The sequence below is a fragment of the Mesorhizobium sp. P2_H9 genome (assembly GCF_056403215.1).
On sequence record NZ_JBFUFX010000015.1, the window covers coordinates 111,807 to 122,761 of the forward strand.

Below are 10,955 nucleotides of genomic sequence, written 5' to 3' on the forward strand. Positions count from 1 at the left end.
GCCATCCCAAGGATTTTCGCCTTTCTTTTTGCGACCGCCAATAGCGTCGCTTTTGAATGCGCGCGCGTCGTCCCATAACAAGCAGCCCAACTGCGCTTGCGGCAATGCTCGAAATCACGAGGAGTAGGAATTCATGGCCGATCTGATCGTCGTCTACTGGCGCGACATCCCCGCCCAAATCATCGTCAAGAAGGGCCGGCAGAACGCCAAGCGCGAACTGCCGCTGCGCTTCACCGAGGCGATCGACATGTGCGCCATGCGCACCGGCGCCGGCGGCACCGACGATTATCTCGCCGAATGGCGCAAGGCCGACCCGATTGCGGTTGGGGACGACCTCGAAGCCGAGGTCGAAAAGGCTTTTCAGGACCTCGATACGAAATACGACCGCGAGCGGCTGGTCGCTCTGGTGAAGGCGGGCGGGAAAGAAAATGTCTGACACCCAACCGGCGATTACCCAAGCCACCCTCAACAAGAAGGCAGCGCCGAAATCCGACTACAAGCCGGCCGACGTGTCGCCGCAGCGGCGCGTGCAGCGCTCTTTTGCGGTACGGCTTTGGTCGATCCGGCACTCGCGGCTGCTCGAATGGTTCTATTCCCGGTTCGCCGACATGTTCCTGCTTCTGCATCCCCTCTGGAAAGGCATCGGCTACGGCCGCGTCGAAGGACCGATCAAATTCGTCGAAAAGCGCGTCAAGGGCTTCATGTTCGACTGCCGCATGTGCGGCCAGTGCGTGCTGTCCTCCACCGGCATGTCATGCCCGATGAACTGCCCCAAGCAATTGCGCAACGGACCCTGCGGCGGCGTCCGCGCCAATGGCAATTGCGAGGTCGAGCCGGACATGCCTTGCGTCTGGGTCAAGGCCTGGGAGGGCTCGCAGAACATGGTGCATGGCGACAAGATCCTCGACGTGCAGAAGCCGGTCGATCAGTCGCTGCGCGAAACCTCGGCATGGCTGCGGGTGACCGCGCAGGCCGCAGCCGCCCGCGAAGCCGCGCAAGCCGCCAAGAATGGTGCGGCAAACACCGGAGCATCGGCATGATCGGCCGCCAGCTCGACGAGAACCCGGCCGGCATCCACCTGCCGCTCGATCCCCTGCCCGGCCACACCTCGCGCGGCCGGCTGGAGCGCGTCTTGCGGCGCGGCGAATTCGCCGTGACCACCGAACTCAACCCGCCCGACAGCGCCGACCCGGAAGACGTCTACAACCGCGCGAAAATCTTCGATGGCTGGGTCGACGCCATCAATGCCGTCGATGCGTCGGGCGCCAACTGCCACATGTCGTCGGTCGGCATCTGCGCGCTTTTGACCCGCATGGGCTATGCCCCGATCATGCAGATCGCCTGCCGCGACAAGAACCGCATCGCCATCCAGGGTGACGTGCTGGGCGGTGCTGCGATGGGCGTCGCCAACATGCTGTGCCTCACCGGCGACGGTGTGCAGGCCGGCGACCAGCCCGGCGCCAAGCCGGTGTTCGACCTCGACTGCATGTCGCTGTTGGAAACCTGCCGCATCATGCGCGACAACGGCAAGTTCCTCTCCGGCCGCAAGCTGACCACGCCACCGCAGCTGTTCCTGGGTGCGGCGATCAACCCTTTCGCGCCGCCGATCGATTTCCGCCCACACCGGCTCGGCAAGAAGATCGCGTCCGGCGCGCAGTTCGTGCAGAGCCAGTACTGCTTCGACGTGCCGATGTTCCGCACCTACATGCAGAAGGTGCGCGATCTCGGCTTCACCGAAAAATGCTTCATCCTGTGCGGCGTCGGGCCTCTGGCCTCGGCCAAGACCGCCAAATGGATTCGCTCCAACGTGCCCGGCATCCACATCCCCGATTCGGTCATCAAGCGGCTGGAAGGCGCGCAGGACCAGAAGAAGGAAGGCAAGCAGCTCTGCATCGACATCATCAACGAGGTGAAAGAAATTCCCGGCGTTTCCGGCGTCCATGTGATGGCCTATCGCCAGGAAGAATATGTCGCCGAGATCGTCGATGAATCGGGCGTGCTCAAGGGCCGCCAGCCGTGGAAGCGCGAAATCCGCCGCGACGACCAGCTCGTTGCCGACCGGCTCGACCACATACTGCACGACGAGATTACTGAAACACAGGTGGACATGGTGAAGACCGCGCATTGACGGCGCGCATGCTCACCATTCGCTTGATCGAAATCAGATAACGATATAAAGAACTCTTTATATCACGACGGAGAGATTTCATGACCCGTACCATCGTCGCCTCGGCGACACGAGAAATCATTATCGGCTTCGACCAGCCGTTCTGCGTGATCGGCGAGCGCATCAATCCGACCGGCCGCAAGAAGCTGGCCGCCGAGATGATCGCCGGCAATTTCGACACCGTCATCCGGGACGCGTTGGAACAGGCCGCCTGCGGCGCCACCATGCTCGACGTCAATGCCGGCGTCACCTCGGTCAACCCGAACGAGACCGAGCCAGGCCTGCTGGTGCAGACGCTGGAGATCGTCCAGGGGCTGGTCGACCTGCCGCTGTCGATCGACAGCTCGGTGACCGCGGCAATCGAAGCCGCGCTGAAGGTTGCCAAGGGCCGCCCGCTGGTCAATTCCGTCACCGGCGAAGAGGAAAAGCTCGAAGCCATTCTGCCGCTGATCAAGAAATACAACGTTCCGGTCGTTGCCATCTCCAACGACGAGACCGGCATTTCGATGGATCCCGACGTGCGCTTCGCCGTCGCCAAGAAGATCGTTGAGCGCTGCGCCGATTTCGGCATTCCGGCGCATGATGTCGTCGTCGACCCGCTGGTCATGCCGATCGGCGCGCTGGGCGATGCCGGCCGCCAGGTGTTCGCTCTGTTGCGTCGGCTCCGCGAAGAGCTCAAGGTCAACACCACGTGCGGCCTCTCCAACATCTCGTTCGGCCTGCCGCACCGCCATGGCATCAATGCCGCCTTCATCCCGATGGTGATCGGCGCCGGCATGACCAGCGCCATCATGAACCCGGTGCGTCCGCAGGAAATGGAAGCCGTGCGCGGCGCCAATGTGCTGAACGGCACCGACGAGAACTGCACCAACTGGATCAGGACCTACAAGGACTACAAGCCGGCCGAAGGCGGCCAGGCGGTGGCAGCACCGACGCAGGTCAATGCGCCGGGCGACGGCGCCAGCAATGGTGGTCGCCGCCGTGGCGGTCGTGAAGCCCGGATGGGTCGAGGATAAGCGCGCAATCGTGAACTCGCCTGCAAACATCACCGATCCGCTCGTGCTGTTCATGCCGTCCGGCAAGCGCGGGCGGTTTCCGGTCGGCACGCCGGTGCTCGACGCCGCACGCCAGCTCGGCGTCTATGTCGAGAGCGTCTGCGGCGGACGCGCCACCTGCGGGCGTTGCCAGATCGAAGTGCAGGAAGGCAATTTCGCCAAGCACAAGATCATCTCCTCCAACGACCACATCACGCCCAAGGGCGCCAAGGAAGAGCGCTACGAACGCGTGCGCGGCCTGCCTGAGCGCCGGCGCCTGTCCTGTTCGGCGCAGATCCTCGGCGATCTCGTCATCGACGTGCCGCAGGACACCGTCATCAACGCGCAGACCATCCGCAAGGATGCCGACACCAGGGTCATCGCCCGCGATTCGGCGGTCCGCATGTGCTATGTCGAAATCGAAGAACCTGACATGCACAAGCCGCTCGGCGATCTCGACCGCCTCAAGATCGCGCTGATGCACGACTGGAGCCTGAAAAACCTCGATTTCGATTTTCACCTGTTGCCGCAGGTGCAAGGCATCTTGCGCAAGGGCAACTGGACCGCGACCGCCGCCATCTACAAGGATGCCGAGACCGAGACCGCGCGGGTCATCGCTTTGTGGCCGGGCCTCAAGAACGAGGCCTATGGGCTCGCCTGCGATATCGGCTCGACCACCATCGCCATGCATCTGGTGTCGCTGCTGTCGGGTCGCGTCGCCGCCTCGTCGGGCACGTCCAACCCGCAGATCCGCTTCGGCGAGGATCTGATGAGCCGCGTTTCCTATGTGATGATGAACCCGGACGGCCGCGAAGGCATGACGGTGGCCGTGCGCGAGGCGATTTCCGGCCTCGTCGACAAGGTCTGCGCCGAAGGCAACGTCCAGCGCAACGACATTCTGGACAGCGTCTTCGTCGGCAATCCGATCATGCACCATCTGTTCCTCGGCATCGATCCGACCGAGCTCGGCGGCGCGCCCTTCGCGCTGGCCGTCTCGGGCGCCGTGCACATCAAGGCCTCGGACATCGGCCTCAAGCTCAATCAGGGCGCAAGGCTCTACATGCTGCCTTGCATCGCCGGCCATGTCGGCGCCGATGCGGCGGCCGTCACGCTGTCGGAAGGTCCGCACCGCCAGGACGAGATGATGCTGATCGTCGATGTCGGCACCAATGCCGAGATCGTGCTCGGCAATCGTGCGCGGGTCGTGGCGGCCTCCTCCCCCACCGGCCCGGCCTTCGAAGGCGCGGAAATCTCCGGCGGCCAGCGCGCCGCCCCCGGCGCCATCGAGCGCGTGCGCATCGATGCCGACACGCTGGAGCCAAAATACCGCGTCATCGGCTCGGAACTGTGGTCGGATGAGCCTGGCTTCCTCGACAGTGTGCAGGCAACCGGCGTCACCGGCATCTGCGGCTCCGGCATCATCGAGGTGGTCGCCGAAATGTATCTCGCCGGCATCATTTCCGAGGACGGCGTCATCGACGGCGGCCTGTCGGCGCGCTCGCCGCGCGTCACCGCCAACGGCCGCACCTTCTCCTACGTGCTGAAGGAAGGCGAGCCGAAGATCACCATCACCCAGACCGACGTGCGCGCCATCCAGCTCGCCAAGGCAGCGCTCTATGCCGGTACCAAGCTGTTGATGGAAAAACAGCACACCGAGCATGTCGACCGCATCCATTTCGCCGGTGCCTTCGGCTCCTTCATCGATCCGAAATACGCCATGGTGCTGGGCCTGATCCCAGACTGCGATCTCGACAAGGTTTCGGCGGTCGGCAACGCCGCCGGCGCCGGCGCCCGCATGGCGCTGCTCAATCGCGGCTACCGCCGCGAGATCGAGGACACGGTCAGCAAGATCGAGAAGATCGAGACCGCGCTGGAGCCGAAATTCCAGGAGCATTTCGTCTACGCCATGGCGCTGCCGAACAAGGTCGACCCGTTCCCGAAACTCTCGGCCGCGGTGAAACTGCCGCCGCGCAAGACCGTCAGCGAAGACGGTGTTGCCGGCGATGCCGCCCCGCGCCGGCGTTCGCGCGAAGGCCATGCGGCAAGGCGCGGGCGAGAGTAAACCGCCTGCAACAGAGCGTCGAACGCCTCCAATTTCATTTGTATGCAAATGTTTCAAGATCGGCCGATCTGGAAACGAAAACGCTGTTTTCGTGAAATCCGCCAGATACACGCGCGGCGCATTTAACCGGCATCAAGCGGCAGGCAGGAAATCTCTTCCGACCGCCGCGATCCTTCAAGGGAGATCACGATGTCGATGTTCGAAAGCCTCGGCCGTTATGGTGCGGCCATCAAGCATGCCCACAACCGGAACAGATCTGTCCGGGCACTGAACAGCCTGCCTTCCGAAATCCAGAAGGATATCGGCTGGCCGGTGTCGCCGCGCAATGACCCGCAGGCCACCTTGTCGGCTCTGCTCCTGGGCTCGGCGCGCTGATGACATTCGCCGACAAATGCAAGCTGTTGGCCAAACGCCGGAGCCGCGATACGGCTCCGGCGACAACCGATACAAAGCTGCGCGCAGCACTTTTGCCTCGGCGTTGAACGCTGTTGCGGTGCCCTAAAGGGCTGGGAAAGCTGCCCTAGGGGTTGCGGCCCCAGATCACACAACCGTGTTGACCACCACGCAAAACTTGACATTTCTGGCCGAGGCACGATCTTCGAAGGCAGGGAGAATTCTCTTAGTCGGCTCCAGCCGAAGTTCGTGTATCCGCATGCCCAGTTTCAAAAGCCACGTCGTTTCCTTTGTGCTCCGGCATAGCCGCAAGCAGGCCTTTGCCAGCCCGGAAAACTTGCAGCGCTGGATCGCCTATGCACGCAAGACCGAGGACCATCGTCCGCCCGCATCGCTGCATCAGCGTTTCGACATAACGACGCGCACCGTCGGCGGCTTTCCCGTCTACGAAATCGCGCCCAGAGCCGGCGAGCGGAAGCAGATTCTCTACCTGCATGGCGGCGCCTATGTCTTTGAAATCACGCCCTATCATTGGGGGCTGATCGCCGAAATGGCCGATCGCCTTGGCTTCGGCATCACCGTGCCGATCTATCCCATTGCCCCCGAGCATGATTTCCACGCCATGTTCGGCATGGTCGGCAAGGTCTACCGCCAGATGCTCGACGAAACCGAAGCGGAAGACATCGTCTTCATGGGTGACTCCGCCGGCGGCAACATGGCCGTGGTGCTGACCATGATGGCCGCGGAAGAAGCCCTACCCTTGCCGTCACGTCATGTGCTGATTTCGCCAGGTCTTGACATGTCGCTTGCCAACCCCGAAGTCTTCGAAGCCGAGCGCAACGATCCGTGGCTGGGCATTTCTGGCGGGATGGAGGCGGTCCGGCTCTACAGCGCCGGCTTCGCTCGAAGCGACTGGCACATCAGTCCGCTTTACGGCGACCTGTTGGTGCTGCCGAAAACCCTGCTGCTGACCGGCTCGCACGATCTGCTCAGCCCCGACAATCTGATCTTCGCCGAGAAAGCTCGTAACGCCGGTGTCGATGTGGAGGTCGTCTATGAGGAAGGCATGTTCCACGTCTGGCCGCTGATCGAGATGCCCGAGGCGCGCCGCGCGCGCGACAGCATCGTCGCCTTCCTGAACGGCGAAACCAAACCACGCCGCGCTACGGCCGGTCGATGGCCGCTACAGGGTCAGATCGCCACCTGATCTGTCACCCGCGAGCCATTCCGGACGAAGAAGAGCCCGCCCCCGATCCTGTCGGGACGGGCTCCGATCGTTACAAAAATCAGAACTTGCCGGTTTCCCGGAACACTTCGAAGGTTGCGCGGATGTGGTCGGCGACTGCCTTGACCGGTGCGCTGGCATCCGGCGCCACCACCATGGCCAGATTGTAGGTGCCGATGTCCGGCATGCCGTCCTTCGGGCAAAGCTCGACCATGTCGTTGCCGAGGAACGACTTCGGCAGCGGCGCTACCGCGAGATCGGACATGATGGCGGCGCGCTGGCCGGCCGTGTGCGCGCTCATATAGGCGATGCGGTAGTTGCGGCCCTCACGGCCGAGCGCTTCCAGGGCGCCAGCGCGCCAGGCGCAGCCTTCTTCCCAAAGCGATACCGGCAGCGGCTCGCGCAGATGCGCACATCCGCCCTTGGCGCCGGCCCAGACGATCGGCTCGGTCAGCAGCACCTCGGCGCCGATCGCGCTGGTCTTGTAGGAGTTGGTCAGCAGCGTGATGTCGAGCGCGCGGTCGTCCATGCGGCGGCGCAGATTGCTGCTCTGGTCGATGGTGACGTCAACGGCGATCGACGGATGCGACTGCGCAAAACGCTTCAGCACATGCGGCAGCACGCGCTCGCCATAATCGTCCGGTGAGCCGAGCCGCACCACGCCGACAATGTCGGGAATGATGAACTTCGACACCACCTCGCGGTTGATCGACAGCAGCCGGCGGGCGTAGCCGAGCAGCATCTCGCCATCGGTGGTCAGTGTCACCGAGCGCGCGTCGCGCGCGAAGACGGAGCGGCCCAGAATGTCCTCAAGCTTCTTGATCTGCATGGAGACGGCCGAGGGCGTGCGGAAGACGGCATTGGCGGCGGTGGTGAAGCTGCCGGTTTCGGCAATGGCCACGAAAGTGCGCAGCACATCGAGATCGAGCAGGGGCAGCGGATGATTGAGTGGGGCGTTCATCGGGATCGACCTTCAATTTTTCTGATGCAAACCATCATTCCATTTCGTTTGATTGAACATCAGAATGGGAGGATAGTCAACTCCATCGAAGCAGGACGTACCGAAAGCAGCCACCAAACGACCACGACACAGACCTGTATTCGACATGAAGTGAAGCTGAAACAAACCGGGTGTACCGCCTCAGTCGTGCGGATCCTCCCACCGCCAACGAAGGAGAATGAAATGTCTATCCTGTCATCCATTGGTCGGCTTGCGACCGAATTCAGCGCGGCCCGCGCCCGCTACCAGACCGAACGCGCCATTCACTCGCTGCCGATCGAACTGCAGAAGGACATCGGCTGGCCTGAAGCTGCCGACACCAAGACCGGTGCACGCCACGGCGTCGGATCCTGGGCTGGAGCGAAGTAAACCGTGTGTAGCAAAGAATGAAGGCCTGCCGCGCAGACCATGCCCGGCAGGCCTTCTCCGTTTTATTTGCATTCAAATGAATTTTGGAGCCATGTCGCCACTGCATGGCGCATATGAACAAGCCGCATAGCGGTGCAAATTGCCGGATAACGCGTTGTAAATAATGGTAAATTCTGGGCAGTTTGCCCAATAATGTCGCAATCGGTGTCGCATTTCATATCAAGCGCTTCGCATTTGCGATTTAGTTTGTCCTCGCACAGGCCTATATCAGCGGCAGCAAACGAGCTGCCCCACTCCATAAAGCGAAGGCGACCCGTCTGAGCAACCGAATGGAGATGATCATGAAGCTTTTTGCCCGCCTCTTTGCCCGCCGCGAAATGAACCTGACGACCGCTCTCGAGCGCCAACGCCTTGCCAACACCATGCCCGGCCAGACCGGCGCCATGAACGCGGCGCGCCTCGGCTTCGTCGCCTGAGACAACAGCTTGCGAAGGCAGCGTTCCCTGCCGCTGCTTCGAAGTTGATCCCAACGCCGCCTTGGCAAGCCGAGGCGGCGTTTTCGTTTTGAGCCACAAGGCGGGGCAAATCTGCCTAGACCGGCGACAATTTGAGCCCATCGCTTGGGCGATTGCCCATTTGCGACCCATGTCGCAAATATAGTTGCCTCTACGCCCTCTACCCGATTGACAGGAATGGTTTTTCCTGATGACGCTGTGCTGTTCGCGACATCCTGTTCGCGTCATGGCCGCGTGAGGTTTCCCCGTGAATGCCGTTATAAAGCACCCGATCAGGCGATCGTTTGTATTCTTCCTCATCCCCGATTTCACCATGATCGCCTTTGCGACAGCGCTCGACCCGCTACGCTCGGCCAACCGGATGCTCGGCTACGAGGCCTATCGCTGGCGCCTCGCCAGCATCGACGGCAAGCCGGTGCGCGCCTCGAACGGCGTCGAATGCGCCGTCAACACCTCGCTGGAGGATGAGCGCAAGAAGATGGCCGGGCCGGAACGGCCGAACATGGCGATCGTCTGCAGCGGCATCAATGTCGAGCGCTACCAGAACAGATCGGCCTTCGCCTGGCTGCGCGAGGAATACAATCGCGGCGTCGCCGTCGGCGGCCTGTGTACCGGCGCCCATATCCTGGCTGCCGCCGGCCTCTTGTCCAACAAGCGTTGCGCTATCCACTGGGAGAACCTGCCGGGCTTTTCCGAGGCGTTCCCCAAGGCCAATGTCTTCGCCGACCTGTTCGAGATCGACCAGAACATCTACACCTGCGCCGGCGGCACCGCCGCGCTCGACATGATGCTGAAGCTGATCGGCGACGATTTTGACGAGAACCTCGTCAACCGCGTGTGCGAGCAGGTGCTGACCGACCGCGTCCGCAGCCCGACCGACCGCCAGCGCCTGCCGTTGCGCGCCCGCCTTGGCGTGCAGAATTCCAAGGTGCTGACCATCATCGAATTAATGGAAGGCAATCTGTCCGAGCCGCTGTCGCTGATCGAGATCGCCGACCATGTCGACCTGTCGCGCCGCCAGATCGAGCGGCTGTTCCGCACCGAGATGGGCAGGTCCCCTGCCCGCTACTATCTCGAGATCCGGCTCGACCGTGCCAGGCACCTGCTCATCCAGTCGTCGATGCCGGTGGTCGAGGTGGCGGTCGCCTGCGGCTTCGTCTCGGCCTCGCATTTCTCCAAATGCTACCGCGAGCTATACGCCCGCTCACCGCAGCAGGAGCGCGTCGACCGCAAGCAGTTGCTCGCGGCCTGACCCGGCCTAGGAGATTTGACGTCTAGCGGCTGTCGAACATCCAGCTGCGGTCGCGCCACATTTTCTCGCCGGTCAGGCAGTCGACGGGCGGGCCGTCCTGCGCCAGCATCACCGGCGGGTGATCAGCCTCCTCCGCCGCCCATTGCGGCGAGGCAGGGCCGGCAAGTTCCAGAACCAGCTTGCGGCGGATCGCTTCGGGAAACTGCGTCCAGTCATTGACCGGGATCATGAAGGAGCCAGGCCCGCCGATCACGCAGTCGCTGTAGTAGCGATCGAGATTGTTGACGTCGAAGGCGCCGGTGAACCCGCCGCGGGTCATCAGCGGCAACCCGTTGATGACGATCCCTTGCTTCACCACAGCGTCGCGGGTGATATCGACAGGAGCGCCCTGATTGTTGGGGCCGTCGCCCGAAATGTCGATGACGCGCTTGACGCCCTGAAAGCCGCTTTCGGCGAAAAGATCGCTGCCGAATTCAAGCGCGCCGGAAATCGAGGTGCGGCGCGCGCTGCCCGGCGGATGGGCGGAAAGTTGTGCAACCACCCGTTCGGCATCGGCACGGTTGGCGATCACCGTCCACGGCACGATGACATGCTGCCAGGTCGTGCCGGCCCATTCGACATAGGTGACGGCGATCTTGCCGTAGGCACCGTCGGCAATGGCCTGCAACACATGGTCGTGCGTAAGTGCCGCCGCATAGCCGTGGCGCTGGATCTCGAGTTCGTCCGGCGACATGGACAGGGAAACATCAACGGCCAGCACCAGCTCGACATCGACGGGTTCGACCGCGAGAGACGCCGGCGTCAGCCACAACAACAGCGCCAGCGCGGCGCAGCCCGAAAAGAGATGTCTTGCACAGGCGAAAGCAGACATGACGCAAGGGTAAGCGAGAATCGCGGATCGACAAAGAGAAAAGCCCGGCGCTGGGCCGGGCTCTTTG

At 62.7% G+C, this 10,955-nt stretch carries 12 protein-coding genes; 10 read left to right on the forward strand and 2 right to left on the reverse strand.

Features of this window, described 5'->3' with window-relative positions:
* Window positions 1-133 precede the first annotated feature (133 nt).
* The 7 genes from AC1DXN_RS25730 (at window position 134) to AC1DXN_RS25760 (ending at window position 6,863) form a co-directional block, all read left to right on the forward strand.
* Window positions 134-436, forward strand: coding sequence for a virulence factor (locus tag AC1DXN_RS25730; RefSeq protein ID WP_477247767.1), 303 nt, complete (start codon window positions 134-136; stop codon window positions 434-436).
* Window positions 429-1,040, forward strand: a complete 612-nt coding sequence (locus AC1DXN_RS25735; protein ID WP_477247765.1) for a methylenetetrahydrofolate reductase C-terminal domain-containing protein — start codon at window positions 429-431, stop codon at window positions 1,038-1,040. The genes AC1DXN_RS25730 and AC1DXN_RS25735 overlap by 8 nt, the downstream gene beginning before the upstream one ends.
* Window positions 1,037-2,128 carry a methylenetetrahydrofolate reductase gene (locus AC1DXN_RS25740; protein ID WP_477247763.1) on the forward strand — a complete coding sequence of 364 codons (1,092 nt, stop codon included), beginning with the start codon at window positions 1,037-1,039 and terminating at the stop codon, window positions 2,126-2,128. The genes AC1DXN_RS25735 and AC1DXN_RS25740 overlap by 4 nt, the downstream gene beginning before the upstream one ends.
* Before the next feature lie 80 nt (window positions 2,129-2,208).
* The gene (locus tag AC1DXN_RS25745; protein ID WP_477247762.1) at window positions 2,209-3,183 is read left to right on the forward strand and encodes a methyltetrahydrofolate cobalamin methyltransferase; all 975 of its coding nucleotides are present in this window, start codon (window positions 2,209-2,211) and stop codon (window positions 3,181-3,183) included.
* A complete protein-coding gene (locus AC1DXN_RS25750; protein WP_477247760.1) occupies window positions 3,134-5,263 on the forward strand; it encodes an ASKHA domain-containing protein in 2,130 nt (709 codons plus the stop codon). The genes AC1DXN_RS25745 and AC1DXN_RS25750 overlap by 50 nt, the downstream gene beginning before the upstream one ends.
* 189 nt (window positions 5,264-5,452) lie before the next feature.
* Window positions 5,453-5,638 carry a hypothetical protein gene (locus AC1DXN_RS25755; protein ID WP_477247758.1) on the forward strand — a complete coding sequence of 62 codons (186 nt, stop codon included), beginning with the start codon at window positions 5,453-5,455 and terminating at the stop codon, window positions 5,636-5,638.
* Between the two features lie 277 nt (window positions 5,639-5,915).
* Window positions 5,916-6,863, forward strand: coding sequence for an alpha/beta hydrolase fold domain-containing protein (locus AC1DXN_RS25760; RefSeq protein WP_477276881.1), 948 nt, complete (start codon window positions 5,916-5,918; stop codon window positions 6,861-6,863).
* A 79-nt stretch (window positions 6,864-6,942) separates the two neighbouring features.
* Here AC1DXN_RS25760 and AC1DXN_RS25765 read toward each other — a convergent pair whose 3' ends face one another.
* Window positions 6,943-7,842, reverse strand: coding sequence for a LysR substrate-binding domain-containing protein (locus AC1DXN_RS25765; protein ID WP_477247755.1), 900 nt, complete (start codon window positions 7,840-7,842; stop codon window positions 6,943-6,945).
* A 222-nt stretch (window positions 7,843-8,064) separates the two neighbouring features.
* On the opposite strand from AC1DXN_RS25765, the gene AC1DXN_RS25770 reads away from it, so the two are divergent.
* The 3 genes from AC1DXN_RS25770 to AC1DXN_RS25780 all read left to right on the forward strand — a co-directional run bounded on the left by AC1DXN_RS25770 (window position 8,065) and on the right by AC1DXN_RS25780 (window position 10,017).
* A complete protein-coding gene (locus AC1DXN_RS25770; protein WP_477248053.1) occupies window positions 8,065-8,250 on the forward strand; it encodes a hypothetical protein in 186 nt (61 codons plus the stop codon).
* A gap of 341 nt (window positions 8,251-8,591) precedes the next feature.
* Window positions 8,592-8,726, forward strand: a complete 135-nt coding sequence (locus AC1DXN_RS25775) for a hypothetical protein (protein WP_013531161.1) — start codon at window positions 8,592-8,594, stop codon at window positions 8,724-8,726.
* Window positions 8,727-9,078: 352 nt separating this feature from the next.
* Window positions 9,079-10,017 carry a GlxA family transcriptional regulator gene (locus tag AC1DXN_RS25780; RefSeq protein ID WP_477248051.1) on the forward strand — a complete coding sequence of 313 codons (939 nt, stop codon included), beginning with the start codon at window positions 9,079-9,081 and terminating at the stop codon, window positions 10,015-10,017.
* Window positions 10,018-10,039: 22 nt separating this feature from the next.
* On the opposite strand, the gene AC1DXN_RS25785 is transcribed toward AC1DXN_RS25780, so the two are convergent.
* Window positions 10,040-10,888, reverse strand: a complete 849-nt coding sequence (locus tag AC1DXN_RS25785; protein ID WP_477276883.1) for a DUF1194 domain-containing protein — start codon at window positions 10,886-10,888, stop codon at window positions 10,040-10,042.
* Window positions 10,889-10,955: the final 67 nt, after the last annotated feature.

Coding starts and splice junctions, on each gene's coding strand:
- AC1DXN_RS25730 (WP_477247767.1), top strand. CDS start 134: ATGGCCGATCTGATCGTCGTCTACTGGCGCGACATCCCCGCCCAAATC.
- AC1DXN_RS25755 (WP_477247758.1), top strand. CDS start 5,453: ATGTCGATGTTCGAAAGCCTCGGCCGTTATGGTGCGGCCATCAAGCAT.
- AC1DXN_RS25780 (WP_477248051.1), top strand. CDS start 9,079: ATGATCGCCTTTGCGACAGCGCTCGACCCGCTACGCTCGGCCAACCGG.
- AC1DXN_RS25745 (WP_477247762.1), top strand. CDS start 2,209: ATGACCCGTACCATCGTCGCCTCGGCGACACGAGAAATCATTATCGGC.
- AC1DXN_RS25740 (WP_477247763.1), top strand. CDS start 1,037: ATGATCGGCCGCCAGCTCGACGAGAACCCGGCCGGCATCCACCTGCCG.
- AC1DXN_RS25770 (WP_477248053.1), top strand. CDS start 8,065: ATGTCTATCCTGTCATCCATTGGTCGGCTTGCGACCGAATTCAGCGCG.
- AC1DXN_RS25765 (WP_477247755.1), bottom strand. CDS start 7,842: ATGAACGCCCCACTCAATCATCCGCTGCCCCTGCTCGATCTCGATGTG.
- AC1DXN_RS25785 (WP_477276883.1), bottom strand. CDS start 10,888: ATGTCTGCTTTCGCCTGTGCAAGACATCTCTTTTCGGGCTGCGCCGCG.
- AC1DXN_RS25735 (WP_477247765.1), top strand. CDS start 429: ATGTCTGACACCCAACCGGCGATTACCCAAGCCACCCTCAACAAGAAG.
- AC1DXN_RS25760 (WP_477276881.1), top strand. CDS start 5,916: ATGCCCAGTTTCAAAAGCCACGTCGTTTCCTTTGTGCTCCGGCATAGC.
- AC1DXN_RS25750 (WP_477247760.1), top strand. CDS start 3,134: ATGGTGGTCGCCGCCGTGGCGGTCGTGAAGCCCGGATGGGTCGAGGAT.
- AC1DXN_RS25775 (WP_013531161.1), top strand. CDS start 8,592: ATGAAGCTTTTTGCCCGCCTCTTTGCCCGCCGCGAAATGAACCTGACG.